Source organism: Micromonospora yasonensis (assembly GCF_026013475.1).
GTDB lineage: Bacteria > Actinomycetota > Actinomycetes > Mycobacteriales > Micromonosporaceae > Micromonospora > Micromonospora yasonensis.
This window is the reverse complement of record NZ_JAPDPH010000184.1, coordinates 1-13,876: the sequence shown is the minus strand read 5'-3', so window position 1 is coordinate 13,876 and position 13,876 is coordinate 1. Positions and strand designations below refer to the sequence as shown.

Annotated in this window: 12 protein-coding genes; 2 read left to right on the top strand and 10 right to left on the bottom strand. The window is 71.4% G+C overall.

What is annotated here, in order from left to right; all coding sequences use genetic code 11:
* Nucleotides 1–154 precede the first annotated feature (154 nt).
* A complete protein-coding gene (gene dnaE / locus ONA70_RS27575) occupies nt 155–3,688 on the bottom strand; it encodes a DNA polymerase III subunit alpha (protein ID WP_265009407.1) in 3,534 nt (1,177 codons plus the stop codon).
* Between the two features lie 139 nt (nt 3,689–3,827).
* Nucleotides 3,828–5,297, bottom strand: a complete 1,470-nt coding sequence (locus tag ONA70_RS27570) for a LamG domain-containing protein (protein ID WP_265009406.1) — start codon at nt 5,295–5,297, stop codon at nt 3,828–3,830.
* 153 nt (nt 5,298–5,450) lie between these two features.
* Here ONA70_RS27570 and ONA70_RS27565 point away from each other — a divergent pair, with 153 nt between their 5' ends.
* Entirely contained in the window at nt 5,451–5,792 is a 342-nt protein-coding gene (locus tag ONA70_RS27565; protein ID WP_265009405.1) for a PadR family transcriptional regulator, read from the top strand.
* Nucleotides 5,789–6,727, top strand: coding sequence for a permease prefix domain 1-containing protein (locus ONA70_RS27560; protein ID WP_265009404.1), 939 nt, complete (start codon nt 5,789–5,791; stop codon nt 6,725–6,727). Before ONA70_RS27565 ends, ONA70_RS27560 begins: the two co-directional genes overlap by 4 nt.
* A 48-nt stretch (nt 6,728–6,775) precedes the next feature.
* On the opposite strand, the gene ONA70_RS27555 is transcribed toward ONA70_RS27560, so the two are convergent.
* The 8 genes from ONA70_RS27555 to pgsA all read right to left on the bottom strand — a co-directional run bounded on the left by ONA70_RS27555 (nt 6,776) and on the right by pgsA (nt 13,706).
* The gene (locus tag ONA70_RS27555) at nt 6,776–7,345 is read right to left on the bottom strand and encodes a GNAT family N-acetyltransferase (RefSeq protein WP_265009403.1); all 570 of its coding nucleotides are present in this window, start codon (nt 7,343–7,345) and stop codon (nt 6,776–6,778) included.
* A gap of 274 nt (nt 7,346–7,619) precedes the next feature.
* The gene (locus ONA70_RS27550) at nt 7,620–8,369 is read right to left on the bottom strand and encodes a YebC/PmpR family DNA-binding transcriptional regulator (RefSeq protein WP_265009402.1); all 750 of its coding nucleotides are present in this window, start codon (nt 8,367–8,369) and stop codon (nt 7,620–7,622) included.
* Nucleotides 8,370–8,654: 285 nt separating this feature from the next.
* Nucleotides 8,655–9,260: a pyridoxal 5'-phosphate synthase glutaminase subunit PdxT gene (pdxT, locus tag ONA70_RS27545; protein ID WP_265009401.1), complete on the bottom strand. Its 606-nt coding sequence runs from the start codon at nt 9,258–9,260 to the stop codon at nt 8,655–8,657.
* Between the two features lie 71 nt (nt 9,261–9,331).
* Complete coding sequence (gene pdxS / locus ONA70_RS27540) at nt 9,332–10,249, bottom strand: pyridoxal 5'-phosphate synthase lyase subunit PdxS (RefSeq protein ID WP_265009400.1); 918 nt, start codon at nt 10,247–10,249, stop codon at nt 9,332–9,334.
* 139 nt (nt 10,250–10,388) lie between these two features.
* Nucleotides 10,389–10,892: a hypothetical protein gene (locus ONA70_RS27535; protein ID WP_265009399.1), complete on the bottom strand. Its 504-nt coding sequence runs from the start codon at nt 10,890–10,892 to the stop codon at nt 10,389–10,391.
* A gap of 82 nt (nt 10,893–10,974) precedes the next feature.
* Nucleotides 10,975–12,135 (bottom strand): glycosyltransferase family 4 protein, encoded by a 1,161-nt coding sequence (locus ONA70_RS27530; protein ID WP_265009398.1) that lies wholly within the window; start codon nt 12,133–12,135, stop codon nt 10,975–10,977.
* 15 nt (nt 12,136–12,150) lie between these two features.
* A complete protein-coding gene (locus ONA70_RS27525) occupies nt 12,151–13,089 on the bottom strand; it encodes a phosphatidylinositol mannoside acyltransferase (protein WP_265009397.1) in 939 nt (312 codons plus the stop codon).
* Nucleotides 13,086–13,706, bottom strand: a complete 621-nt coding sequence (gene pgsA, locus ONA70_RS27520; protein ID WP_265009396.1) for a phosphatidylinositol phosphate synthase — start codon at nt 13,704–13,706, stop codon at nt 13,086–13,088. Before pgsA ends, ONA70_RS27525 begins: the two co-directional genes overlap by 4 nt.
* Nucleotides 13,707–13,876: the final 170 nt, after the last annotated feature.

Here is a 13,876-nt window from a genome sequence, read left to right as displayed (position 1 = left end):
GGTACGAATGCCAACAGCCTGGACAAGACCTCGAAGCTCGGACCGGTCTGGCCGCGTGAGAGATCGCGTACCCGCAGCAGTTCGGTCGACGGCATTCCCTGATGCTGCCCGCCCGGCACGTTCCCCGCTGCCCCACCAGGCGGGCGTCTGCCGGTCAGCTCACGTTGGCCGGGCCGAGGACGCTCTTCAGGTCGCCCATCAGCGCGGTGGTCGCCGCCACCCGGAACGGGCCGAGGCGCAGCGTGGTCACCTTGCCGCCGTTGAGGAGTTTGACGTGCACCTCGGTGTCGCCGGGGTGCAGGACCAGGGTTTCCTTGAGCTTCTCCACCAGCGGCGGGGTGCAGCGGTGCACCGGGATGGTCAGGGTGACCGGCTTGTTGGCGGGGTTGCTGCTGATGTCGGGCAGCTGCATGTCCATGGCCATGATCCGTGGGGTGTCGTCGCGGCGGTCGACCCGCCCCTTGACCACCACGATCGCGTCCTCGGCGATGTACTGGCCGATCACCTCGTAGGTGTTGGGGAAGAAGAGGGTCTCGACCCCGCCGGCCAGGTCCTCCAGGGTGGCCGAGGCCCAGGCCCGGCCCTGCTTGGTGACCCGGCGCTGCACGCCGGAGAGGATGCCGGCCAGGGTGACCACCGCGCCGTCGGGCACGGTGCCCTCCTCGGAGAGCGCGGCGATGGTGCAGTCGGCCGCCGCGCCGAGCACGTGCTCCAGGCCGAAGAGCGGGTGGTCGGAGACGTACAGGCCGAGCATCTCGCGTTCGAAGGCGAGCTTGTCGCGCTTGTCCCACTCCCCGTCGGCGATGGTCGGCATGACCGTGGTGCTGCCGCCGCTGTCGGCGTCGCCGAAGCCGGCGCCGAAGAGGTCGTACTGGCCGACGGCCTCCTTGCGCTTCACGTCGGCGTACGCGTCGATCGCGTCGGCGTGCACGGCGAGCAGGCCCTTGCGCGGGTGCTGCATCGAGTCGAACGCGCCGGCTTTGATCAGCGATTCGATGGTCTTCTTGTTGCAGACCACCGCGTCCACCTTGGACAGGAAGTCGTAGAAGTCGGCGTACGCGCCCTTCTCGTCGCGGCAGCGCATGACCGAGGTGACCACGTTCGCGCCGACGTTGCGGATGGCCGCGAGGCCGAACCGGATGTCCTTCCCGACCGGGGTGAACGGCCCGGCCGAGGTGTTCACGTCGGGCGGCAGCACCTGGATGCCCATCCGGCGACACTCGGACAGGTAGAGCGCCATCTTGTCCTTGTCGTCGCCGACGGAGGTGAGCAGCGCCGCCATGTACTCGGCCGGGTAGTGCGCCTTGAGGTACGCGGTCCAGTAGGACACCAGCCCGTACGCGGCCGAGTGCGCCTTGTTGAAGGCGTAGCCGGCGAACGGGACGAGGACGTCCCACACCGCCTGGATCGCCTCGTCGGAGTAGCCGCGCTCGCGGCAGCCGTCCCGGAACGGGATGAACTCCTTGTCGAGGATCTCCTTCTTCTTCTTGCCCATCGCCCGGCGCAGCAGGTCGGCCTGGCCGAGGCTGTAACCGGCGAGGATCTGCGCGGCGCGCTGCACCTGCTCCTGATAGACGATCAGGCCGTAGGTGGGCGCGAGGATCTCCCGCAGCGGCTCCTCCAGCTCCGGGTGGATCGGGGTGATGTCCTGCAGGTTGTTCTTGCGCAGCGCGTAGTTGGTGTGCGAGTCCACGCCCATCGGACCGGGCCGGTAGAGGGCCAGGACGGCGGAGATGTCCTCGAAGTTGTCCGGCTTCATCAGCCGCAGCAGCGAGCGCATCGGCCCGCCGTCGAGCTGGAACACACCCAGGGTGTCACCGCGGGCGAGCAGCTCGTAGGCCGCCCGGTCGTCCAGCGGCAGGGCCAGCAGGTCCAGCTCCTTGCCGTGGTTGAGCTGGATGTTCTTGACCGCGTCGTCGATGATCGTCAGGTTGCGTAGGCCGAGGAAGTCCATCTTCAGCAGCCCGAGCGACTCGCACGTCGGGTAGTCGAACTGCGTGATGATCACACCGTCGGAGTCCCGGCGCATCAACGGGATGTGCTCGATGATCGGCTCGGCGGACATGATCACCCCGGCGGCGTGCACGCCGGTCTGCCGGATCAGCCCCTCGATGCCCTTCGCGGTCTCGATGACCTTCTTGACGTCCGGGTCCGACTCGTAGAGGCCGCGGATCTCGCCCGCCTCGGCGTACCGCGGGTGCTTCGGGTCGAAGATGCCCGACAGCGGAATGTCCTTGCCCATCACCGCCGGCGGCATCGCCTTGGTGATCCGGTCACCCACCGCGTACGGGTAACCCAGCACCCGGGCCGAGTCCTTGATCGCGGCCTTCGCCTTGATCGTGCCGAAGGTCGCGATCTGCGCGACCTTGTCCTCGCCCCACTTGTCGGTGACGTACCGGATCACCTCACCGCGCCGGCGCTCGTCGAAGTCGATGTCGACATCCGGCATCGACACCCGCTCGGGATTGAGGAACCGCTCGAAGATCAGGCCGTGCGGAATCGGATCCAGGTCGGTGATGCCCAACGCGTACGCGACCAGCGACCCGGCCGCCGAACCACGACCCGGACCCACCGCGATGCCCTGGCTCTTCGCCCACTGGATGAAGTCGGCGACCACGAGGAAGTACGACGGGAAGCCCATCTGGACGATGACGCCCAGCTCGTACTCCGCCTGGGCGACATGCCCCTCCGGGATGCCGTTCGGGAAGCGACGCCGCAACCCCTCGAACGTCTCCTTGCGGAACCAGGACTCCTCCGTCTCCCCCTCCGGGATCGGGAACCGCGGCATCAGATTGTGGAACTCGAACATCCCGGCCGGGTCGACCTTCTCCGCCACCAGCAGCGTGTTGCGGCAGCCCTGCTGCCACAGCTCCGACGAGTCGACCGCCCGCATCTGCTCGGCGGACTTGACGAAGTAGCCGCCGCCCTCGAAGCGGAACCGGTTGGGGTCGGCGACGTTGCTGCCGGTCTGCACGCAGAGCAGCACGTCGTGCGCCTCGGCCTGCGCCTCGTGCGTGTAGTGCGAGTCGTTGGTGACCACCGGCGGGATGTCGAGCTTGTGGGCGATCTCGATGAGCCCGTCCCGGACCCGGCGCTCGATGTCGAGGCCGTGGTCCATGATCTCCAGGAAGTAGTTGTCCTTGCCGAAGATGTCCTGGTACGCGGCGGCGGCCTTGAGCGCCTCGTCGAACTGGCCGAGCCGCAGCCGGGTCTGCACCGCGCCGGACGGGCAGCCGGTGGTGGCCATGATGCCCTCGGCGTGTTCGGCGATCAGCTCCATGTCCATCCGGGGCCACTTGACGTAGTGGCCCTCCATCGAGGCGCGGGAGTTGAGCCGGAAGAGGTTGTGCAGGCCGTTCTTGTTCGCCGCCCACATGGTCATGTGGGTGATCGCGCCGTTACCCGAGACGTCGTCGCTCTTCTGCTCCGGGCGGCCCCACTTGACCCGCTGCTTGTGGAAGCGCGACTCCGGTGCCACGTACGCCTCGACCCCGAGGATGGGCTTGACGCCGGCGGTGGTCGCCTGCTTGTAGAAGTCGTTCGCGCCGTGCATGTTGCCGTGGTCGGTGATCGCCACCGCCGGCATGCCGAGCCGGGCCGCCTCGGCGAAGAGGTCCTTGAGCCGGGCCGCCCCGTCGAGCATCGAGTACTCGGTGTGCACGTGCAGATGCGCGAACGAGTCGGCCATGCGTGGCGCCCCCCGGCGGTGTGGATCTTGATGGTCGGAGTCGACCGGGACCTACCCTACCGAGGTGATCTGACGGGCTCCACCGTCCGCGCCGGGGGTGGTCTCCGTCTCGTCCGGCGACCACCCCGGGCCGAGTCGCTCAGCAGATGCGGGCCGCCGCGATGGGGCGGCTGGAGACCGGGTGGGTGTTGGCCGATCCGCTGTTCACGCTCCACCGGTAGCGGGAGAACTCGCCGGTGGTGTCGGCGGCGTAGAACATCATGTGGCCGATGCCGGCGCCCTGGAAGTTGGTCACGTCGTCGACCATCCGGGTGTCCGGGTAGAGGTCATAGTTGCCGGTGGCGTAGACGCCGTGCGGGTCGGCGGTGCAGTCGATCACTTCGACGGCGTACTGGGTCTCGCCGGCGAAGTTCATCCCGCCGGTGTAGGTGCCCTTGACGCTGCGCACCATCACGATGTGCCCAGTGTTGGCCGGGTCGCTGCCGTTGTAGTTGACCGCGATGAGGTCACCCGGACGCAGGTCGGCGACCCGGCTGATCCGCTGGAAGCGCGGGCCGCCGCTGCCCGCCGCGAAGGCCTGCTGGTAGTCGGCGGCTTCCGGAACGGTGTCGGCGAACCAGGTCCGGAAGTAGTCGTTGGTGGCCCACGGGCAGGACCGCTTCAGCACCCAGGTGAGGAACGACGAGCAGCGCGCCTTCGAGACCCACGAGCCGAGGTCGCCGGGCTCGCCCCAGGTGACCACCGACGGGGCGCCCACCAGGTAGACGTTGTTGTCCCGGGCCGTACGCCCGCTGACCAGGGCGACCTCCGCGGCGGTCAGCGCGCGCCGATAGGCGCGGACGTCGTCGACCGCGCCGTTGAACCGGTTGACCGGTACGCCGCCGAACCGGGCCCGCCCGATGTTGAAGCTTCCGCCTGCGGCCCAGGCCGGCAGGCCGGTGGTGTCCGCGCTGCCCGCCGGCACCCCGTCGACGTAGAGCTGGATGACGTTGGCGGTGGCGTCGAACACGCCGGCCAGGTGCACCCAGCTGCCCAGCTGGGCCGCGGCGGGCGCCTTCGCCGTCCGCATGGCGCTCTCGTCCTGGGCGCGCACCTTGAACACCCAGGTCTGGTACGCCGGGTCGTACTGGAGCAGGAAGCGGCTGGTGTCGCCGTCCTGGCTGACCGCCGTGTACATGTTCGCCGGCGACGCTGCGGTGGACAGCCGCACCCAGGCGGAGACGGTGAACGAGGTGGTGGTCTCCAGGACGGGGCCGGCCGTGCTGGCGGACGCTCCGGAGGTGCCGTCGAGGCCGAGCTCCCCACCGGCCCGCAGCCGGGTCCAGGTCGCGCCCGTGCCGAGCGAGACGTTCCGGCCGTTCCCGGACAGGTCCGCCGGGGTGCCGTCGAGCGGCCACTGGCCCACCAGGCCGTCGGTGAACTGGCCGGCCGCCAACATCCGCTGGTACTGCACCATCAGCTCGGCCTGCAGCAGGTGCGGGGCGGTGACCGACGTGAACGGGGTGCTGAGCACCTCGGCGCGGGCCGGCTCCGGACGGAGCGCGCCGCCGGCCACCGAGGCCACGCCGGCCATCGCCGCACCGCCGAGCAGTTGACGTCGACTGATCATGTCGTCCCCCGTGAAGATCGATTGCCGGTGGCGGGAGTCTCACAGATCGTCGTCTATCCGGCTGCCCCGTGCCGGCCCCATCGACGGTGAGCCGCACCTCCGCTCGCCACGCGGCCCACACAATACTGTGTGGCACACGGTATAGTGTGAGACATGGTGAGCGAGGAGGTCCTGCGGACCCATCTCCAGGAGTTGCGGCGCGGCACCGTGGTGGTGGCCAGCCTGGTCGCCCTGCGCCAACCCGACTACGGCTACGCGCTGCTGCAACGGCTGGGCGCGCACGGCTTCCCGGTCGACGCGAACACGCTCTATCCCCTGCTGCGGCGGCTGGAGGAGCAGGGGCTGCTGACCAGCGAGTGGAACACCGAGGAGAGCCGGCCGCGCAAGTTCTACCGGACCAGCGCCGACGGCGAGGCCGTGCTGGCACGCCTGCTCGACGACCTGACCGCCGTGCGGACCTCCGTCGCCGGCCTGATCGAAGGAGAGGACCGATGAATTCCCTGACCGACCGGTACGTCGCCGCCACCCTGCGCACGGTGCCGGCCCCTCGTCGCGAGGAGATCGGCTCCGAGTTGCGAGCGTCCATCGCGGACATGATCGACGGCCGGACCGGCGTCGGGCAGGACGCCGACACCGCCGAGCGCGAGGTGCTCACCGAGCTGGGCAACCCGGACCAGCTCGCGGCCCGCTACGCCGACCGCCGGCTGCAGCTCATCGGCCCACGCTACTTCCTGGTCTGGTGGCGCCTGCTCCGGCTGCTGCTCACCTTCGTCCCGGCCGTCGCCGGCGTGGTGAGCGGCGTGGTCAAGGCGACCGTCGACCACGATCCGGGTGCGGCGATCGGCGCCGGGGTGGCCGGCGCCCTGCAGGCCGCGGTGCAGACCGCGTTCTGGATCACGCTCGTCTTCGCCGTCGCCGAACGCACCGACACGAAGCTGCCCGCGTGGAACGTCGACCAGCTGCCCGAGGCGCCGCGGGAGCGGCAGGTGACGCTCGTCGACAGCTGCGCCTCGATCGTGTTCCTGCTGCTCACCATCGCGTTCTTCCCCTGGCAGCACTTCCAGCCCTGGGTGACGGGCGACGGCTCCCGGCTGCCGATGATCGACCCGGCGCTGTGGAGCTTCTGGCTGCCGGTGCTGCTGGCGGTGCTGGTCGCCGATCTCGGCCTGGAGGTCGCGAAGTACCGGTCGGGCCGGTGGACCTGGCCACTGGTCGCGGTCAAGGCGGTGCTCGACCTCGCGTTCGCCGTGCCGGTCGTCTGGCTGCTGCTCACCGACCGGCTGCTCAATCCGGACCTGGTCCAGCGGTTCGAGTGGCTGCGCGAGGGTGGGGTGGACGACGTGGCCCGGGTGGCCGTCGTGGTCACTGCCGGCATCACCGTCTGGGGCCTCGTCGACAGCGCCGCCAAGGCGCGGCGGCCGGCCGCCTGAATCGATCCCGGTCCGGCGCCCACGGGGCGCCGGACCGGGACGTGCCCGTCAGGCGGCGGTCGGCCGGGCCCGCCACTCCCGGTCCAGCAGGGCGTAGACGACCTCGTCGGTCCATTCGCCCTTGACGAACTCGTTCTCCCGCAGGTGCGCCTCGCGGCGCATGCCGAGCCGTTCCAGCACTCGGGCGGAGGCCGTGTTGCGGGCGTCGAGGCGACCGACGATCCGGTGCAGGCCGAGGCCGTCGAAGCCGAGTCGCAGCATTTCCCGGGCGGCCTCGGTGACGTACCCCCGGCCGGCGTGGTCCGGGTGCAGCACGTACCCGATCTCGCCCTGCCGGTGCTCGCCACTGGTCCAGATCAGCAGCACGTCGCCGACCAGCTCGCCGGTCGACGGCAGCACCATCGCCAGGTTCAGCGCGTCGCCCGGGGCGCGCAGCGCGGTGCGTCCGCGCAGGCGCTCGATCGCCGCCCGGGTCGCGGCGTCGTCGTACGGCTCGTGGTAGAGGTAGCGGGTGACGTCCGGCCGGGAGCGGTAGGCGCCCAGGGCGGCGAGGTCGTCGCCGGTGAACGCCCGTAGCAGCAGCCGCTCGGTGCGCAGCGGCAGATCGGGGACAAGCATCCGGGAAGGGTACGGGTGCGGTCGGCCGCCGGTCAGCCGAGTTTCGCGGCGTGGCACCAGCGCGAGACCGTCGGCTGACCGGGGACGGGAAGTCCGCCACGGACAGCCCCAGGTGCGCGCTCTGGCTGGCCAATTCCTGCCGCACCGCCCGCACGAACTGCCAGGCGTCGTCTGGAACCGGAACGCTCATCGAGATCCAACAGCGCCTTGGCCATGAACTACACCTCCCGGACAAGGAAATATCCGGGAGGTGCGGATATCCAGGCCACCGGGGTCAGCCGACCGCGGCCATCACCTCGTCGGAGACGTCGAAGTTGGCGTAGACGTTCTGCACGTCGTCGCAGTCCTCGAGGACGTCGATCAGCTTGAAGATCTTGCGCGCGCCCTCCTCGTCCAGCGGCACGTTGACGCTGGGGATGAGCGAGGACTCGGCCGACTCGTACTCGATGCCGGCGTCCTGCAGGGCGGTGCGCACGGCGATGAGATCGGTCGGCTCGGAGACCACCTCGAAGGCCTCACCGAGGTCGTTGACCTCCTCCGCGCCGGCGTCGAGGACCGCCATCATCACGTCGTCCTCGGTGGTGCCGGCCTTGGGCACGATCACCACGCCCTTGCGGGAGAACATGTACGACACCGAGCCGGCGTCGGCGAACGAGCCACCGTTGCGGGTCAGCGCGGTCCGCACCTCGGTGGCGGCGCGGTTGCGGTTGTCGGTGAGGCACTCGATGAGCAGCGCGACGCCGTTCGGGCCGTAACCCTCGTACATGATCGTCTGGTAGTCGGCGCCGCCGGCCTCCAGGCCGGAGCCGCGCTTGACCGCGCGATCGATGTTGTCGTTCGGGACCGAGTTCTTCTTCGCCTTCTGGATGGCGTCGTAGAGGGTCGGGTTGCCGGCCGGATCGCCGCCGCCGGTCCGGGCCGCCACCTCGACGTTCTTGATCAGCTTGGCGAACATCTTGCCGCGCTTGGCGTCGATGACGGCCTTCTTGTGCTTGGTGGTCGCCCACTTTGAGTGGCCGGACATCTCATACCTCCGTTAGTGATCCACGCCTGCGTCGACTGCCCGCGCCGAATCCACGGTCAACCGGTACGGATGGAGCTGGCCGGTCGGCTCCGCGTGGGCGGCTGCGGCGAGCGTTGGCCCTGCCGAACCGCGGCAATCCTACCGAGACGGCATCCCCGCATGTCACACCCGGCACCCGTGCCGGTACGCGGCGGGCGGCCGGCGGGGTGGCCGGGCCGTTACCGCCGGTCAACAACCGCAGGTCGGAAAACGTGCCCGCCGGGGCACGGAGAGAGCGGTCCGCGCTCAGGCGGCGGCGCGGACGAGGTCCACGAAGTAGCGGTGCAACCGCAGGTCGCCGGTGAGCTCCGGGTGGAACGAGGTGGCCAGCAGGTTGCCCTGCCGGACCGCGACGATCCGGTCGGCGGCCGGCCCGTCGGTGACCCGGCCCAGCACCTCGACCCCGGCGCCGACCCGCTCCACCCAGGGGGCCCGGATGAAGACGGCGTGGAACGGCTCGCCCTCGACCCCGGTGATCTCCACCGGCGCCTCGAACGAGTCGACCTGCCGGCCGAACGCATTGCGCCGGACGGTCATCTCGATGCCCTGGAAGCCCCGCTGGTCGGGGCGGCCGTCGAGCACCTCGGCGGCCAGCATGATCATGCCGGCGCAGGAGCCGTACACCGGCAGGCCGCCGGCGATCCGCTTGTCGATCGGCTCGCGCATCTCGAAGATGTCGGCGAGCTTGCTCATCGTGGTGGACTCGCCGCCCGGGATGACCAGCCCGTCGACCGCGTCCAGCTCGGCCGGCCGGCGAACCGGGCAGGCCTCGGCGCCGGCGCCGGCCAGGGCGGCGACGTGCTCGCGCACGTCCCCCTGCAGGGCGAGCACCCCGATCACGGGCGTGGTCACCTTCGCTCCTCTCGCTGTGGACAAGGGGCCCCTGCTGCATCAGGCGTTGACAAGGGGCCCCTCCTTGCACCTCACCAGCCGCGCTCGGCCAGGCGGTGCGGCTGCGGGATCTCGTCGACGTTGATGCCGACCATCGCCTCGCCGAGGCCGCGGGAGACCTTGGCCAGCACGTCCGGGTCGTCGTGGAAGGTGGTGGCCTTCACGATCGCGGCGGCCCGCTGGGCCGGGTTGCCCGACTTGAAGATGCCCGAGCCGACGAAGACGCCCTCGGCGCCGAGCTGCATCATCATGGCCGCGTCGGCCGGGGTGGCGATGCCGCCGGCGGTGAACAGCACGACCGGCAGCTTGCCGCTCTCGGCGACCTCCTTGACCAGCTCGTACGGGGCCTGGAGCTCCTTGGCGGCGACGTACAGCTCGTCGGACGGCAGCGACTGGAGACGGCGGATCTCCTTGCGGATCTTCCGCATGTGGGTGGTGGCGTTGGAGACGTCACCGGTGCCGGCCTCGCCCTTCGAGCGGATCATGGCGGCCCCCTCGGTGATCCGGCGCAGCGCCTCGCCGAGGTTGGTCGCGCCGCAGACGAAGGGGACGGTGAAGGCCCACTTGTCGATGTGGTTCTCGTAGTCGGCCGGGGTCAGCACCTCGGACTCGTCGATGTAGTCGACGCCGAGGGACTGCAGGATCTGCGCCTCGACGAAGTGGCCGATCCGGGCCTTGGCCATCACCGGGATCGAGACGGCGTTGATGATGCCGTCGATCATGTCCGGGTCGCTCATCCGGGACACGCCGCCCTGCGCGCGGATGTCGGCGGGCACCCGCTCCAGCGCCATCACGGCGACGGCGCCGGCGTCCTCGGCGATCTTGGCCTGCTCGGGGGTGACCACGTCCATGATCACGCCGCCCTTGAGCATCTCGGCCATGCCCCGCTTGACGCGGGCGGTGCCGACGACCGGGGTGGCGTTGGTGTTCGGGGAGGTGGATTCGGACACGGGTCATCGCTCCTTGGGCGTGTTCGGGGTTGGCTCGTGAACGAGGCTACGACGGCCTCAACGCCGGTCCGACAGCCAATCAGACCCCCGGTGGCCTGCTCTGTGGTCGGCGTCACCCGCCGGCCCGGGCCGGAGCGGATCAGCCGGTGGGGACGTCCGCCGGCAGGCTGAGGGTCGGGTCGTCGATGTCGAAGTAGCGGGGCCAGTCGTGGCCCCGCCCCATCCGCAACAGGCGGACCAGCGGGCGGCCACGCGCCGCCCGGGCGTCCCGGACCAGATCCGTGTGCACCTGCCGGGCCAGGGCCAGCCGCCGGCTCGCCGCGATCACCGCCTCGCAGGCCGGATCGTCCGGGTCCAACGCGACCGTGCGCAGCTGCCGGGTGAGGTCGTTCTCGGCCGCCTCCCGCTCCTCGGGTACGGCGTCGAGGGCGATCCGGGCAGCCGCGTAGAGCTCCACGCCGTACCGCCGCTCGGCCAGCACCGCCGCGGCCGCAGCGCGGCGCAGCAGGTGGGCGTCCAGCGCCCGGGCCGCCGACTCCGCCCGGGTCTGCAGCCGTTCGACCCGGCCGGCCGTCCAGATCAGGTACGCCGCGCCCAGCGCGACGACCAGGACCGCGCCCACCACCCACCACATGCCCGGCATCGTAGTGCGGCACCTCCTCCCGCCCGGTCCGCGCGGCCCCCGGCCGACGCCCTCGTCACAGCGGCCCCACCGGCCACCGCGGTCACCCCAGCCCCGCCCACTCCTGGTCCATCACCCGGCCGTCGGTGGCCTCGATCGCCGCCGCGTACACCTCCAGCACCCGGCGGGCGACCACGGGCCAGTCGAAACTCGCCACCACCTGGTCGCCGCAGGCGGTGAGCGCCGCCCGCCGGTCCGCGTCGTCGAGCAGCTCGACCAGGGCGGTACGCAGCGCCGCCGCGTCCCCGGTCGGGAAGAGCCGGCCGGCCCGCCCGCCGTCCAGCACCCGGCGGAACGCGTCCAGGTCGCTGGCCACCACGGTGGTGCCGGCGGCGAGCGCCTCGGTGAGGATCATCCCAAACGACTCCCCGCCGGTGTTCGGGGCAACGTAGAGGTGCAGGCTGCGCAGCATGCGAGGCTTGTCCGCCTCGGAGACCATGCCGAGGAAGCTGACCCGCTCCCGCAGCTCGGCCGGGAACTGCTCGTACAGGTCCTCGGCGTCGCCGGGCCCGGCGACCAGCAGGCGCAGCCCGGGGCGGTCCGGGGCGAGCGCGACGAAGGCGTCCCGCAGGATCGGGAAGCCCTTGCGCGGCTCGGTGAACCGGCCGAGGAAGCCCAGCGTCCCGCCGGTGCCCGGGCCGCACTCCCCCGGCCAGCCGGGCAGCGGCTCGACGCCGGCGAACTTCGCCACCGCCACCCCGTTGGGGATCTCCACCGCGCCACCGTCCATGTGCTCGACCTGCACCTTGCGGGCCAGCGCGCTGACCGCGATCCGGGCGGTGATCCGCTCCAGCAGGATCTGGAGCACCCCCTGGGCGGCGGAGAGCACCCGGGACCGGGTCATCGCGGTGTGGAAGGTGGCCACCACCGGGCCCCGGGCACAGAGCACCGCCAGCATCGACAGGCTCGGGGTGAGCGGCTCGTGCACGTGCAGCACGTCGAACTCGCCCCGGGTGATCCAGCGCCGTACCCGCGCGGTGGAGACCGGACCGAACGCGATCCGGGCCACCGAGCCGTTGTACGGCAGCGGCACGGCCCGCCCGGCCGACACCACGTACGACGGCAGCGGCGAGTCCTCGTCGGCCGGGGCCAGCACGCTCACCTCGTGGCCGAGCCCGATCAGCGCCTCGGCCAGGTCCATCACGTGGTTCTGCACGCCACCCGGGACGTCGAAGGAGTACGGGCACACGATGCCGATCCGCACGTCAGTGCCCTCTCCTCAGATCGTCCCGGTGTTGGCCCGTGGCGCCGGGGTGTCCGCGCCGCCGTTCGTCCCCGCCTGGTCCAGCCACATCCGCTGCAACATGTGCCAGTCTTCCGGATGCCGGGCGATGCCGGCTGCCAGACCGTCGGCAATCCGTTGGGTCACCGCCCGGACCCGCTTGTCCAGCGGGCCGCTCTCCGGGTCGGGCAGCGGCAGCGGGCCCTCGATGGCTCCGCGGGCGACGTCCGGCTCGTACCACATCGAGGTGACGTAGAGCGGGGCGCCGGACCGGATCGCCAGCAGGGCCGGGCCGGCCGGCATCCGGGTCCGGCCGCCGAAGAACTCCACCTCCACGCCCCGGGCGGAGAGGTCCCGGTCGGCGAGCAAGGGCACCACCGCGCCCGCCCGCAGCCGGTCGAGCAGCACGTCGAAGGCGGGACGGTCGCCGCCGTGGGTGGGCAGGATCTCCATGCCCAGGCCCTGCCGGAAGGCGAGGAACCGCTCGTAGACGCCCTCCGGCCTGAGCCGCTCGGCGACCGTGGTGATCGGCCAGCCGGTGGCGGCCACCCAGGCGCCGGCGGCGTCCCAGTTGCCGGCGTGCGGCAGCGCGACCACCGCGCCCCGCCCCTCGGCCACGTCGGCGGCGAGCTTCTCCACCCCGTCGAGGCGGAACCCGGCGAGGATCTCCCGGCGGCTCAGCGCGGGCAGCCGGAACGCCTCCATCCAGTACCGGGCGTAGGAGCGCAGGCCGCGCTTCACCAGGTCGTCCAGCTCCGGCTCGGACAGCTCGGGGCCGACCACTCGGCGCAGGTTGGCGCGCAGCCGGGCGGCACCCCTGCCGCCCCGCCGATGGGCGCGGTCGGCGCCCGCCCGGAAGGCGGCGGCGACCACGGGCCGGGGCAGCGCGCGGGCCAGTCGCCAGCCGGTGACGTAGCCCGCCTCGGTGAGGTTCACTCCTGGCCGACCTGCTGCGCCTGCCGGTACACGTGGACCATCCGCTGGCCGACCGTGAAGATCGAGACGGCGGCGAGCAGCCAGAGCGCGATCGGCAGGGCAAGCTCGACGCCGAGGCCGGTGAGCAGGCCGCCTACCCCGACGATCAGCAGCCGCTCGGTGCGCTCGGCGATGCCCACGTTGCAGGTCATGCCCAGCCCCTCGGCGCGGGCCTTGACGTACGAGACCAGCCCGCCGGCGGCCAGGCAGAGCAGCGCGGCCGCCACCGCCGAGTAGTCGTGCTGGGTGGCCAGCCAGTACGCGACGGCGCCGAACACCGCGCTGTCGGCGATCCGGTCCATGCTCGAGTCGAGGAAGGCGCCGAACTTCGTGGAGCCTCCGCTCATCCGGGCCATCGTCCCGTCGAGCAGGTCGGTGAGCGCGAAGACCGTGACGATCAGCGCGCCGGCGACCAGGTGGCCGCGGGCGCCGAAGCCGAGCGCGCCGACGAGCACGCCGACGGTGCCGGTCACGGTGACCGCGTTGGGGGACACGCCGGCGCGGAGCAGCCCGCGCGCGACCGGCTCCACGACGCGGGTCATGCCCGCCCGGGCCGTCACTTGGAAGATCTTCGCCATGGCGGTCCCCACGATAACGGCCGGCGGCGGCCGAGGACACAGCCGGGCGTACCGACCCGCCAGCCGCTCTTGTGTCGACTCGGTTACGGGTGTGAGATCGAGCCTGGGAGGTGAGCCAGTTCACCGCGACACCGGTCCGCGTACCCGTCGTCCAGGAGACCACCGGAGGA

Bases quoted from the DNA above. Each gene is read 5' to 3' on its own strand.
- dnaE (WP_265009407.1), bottom strand. From the start codon at position 3,688: ATGGCCGACTCGTTCGCGCATCTGCACGTGCACACCGAGTACTCGATG.
- ONA70_RS27570 (WP_265009406.1), bottom strand. From the start codon at position 5,297: ATGATCAGTCGACGTCAACTGCTCGGCGGTGCGGCGATGGCCGGCGTG.
- ONA70_RS27565 (WP_265009405.1), top strand. From the start codon at position 5,451: ATGGTGAGCGAGGAGGTCCTGCGGACCCATCTCCAGGAGTTGCGGCGC.
- ONA70_RS27560 (WP_265009404.1), top strand. From the start codon at position 5,789: ATGAATTCCCTGACCGACCGGTACGTCGCCGCCACCCTGCGCACGGTG.
- ONA70_RS27555 (WP_265009403.1), bottom strand. From the start codon at position 7,345: ATGCTTGTCCCCGATCTGCCGCTGCGCACCGAGCGGCTGCTGCTACGG.
- ONA70_RS27550 (WP_265009402.1), bottom strand. From the start codon at position 8,369: ATGTCCGGCCACTCAAAGTGGGCGACCACCAAGCACAAGAAGGCCGTC.
- ONA70_RS27535 (WP_265009399.1), bottom strand. From the start codon at position 10,892: ATGCCGGGCATGTGGTGGGTGGTGGGCGCGGTCCTGGTCGTCGCGCTG.
- pgsA (WP_265009396.1), bottom strand. From the start codon at position 13,706: ATGGCGAAGATCTTCCAAGTGACGGCCCGGGCGGGCATGACCCGCGTC.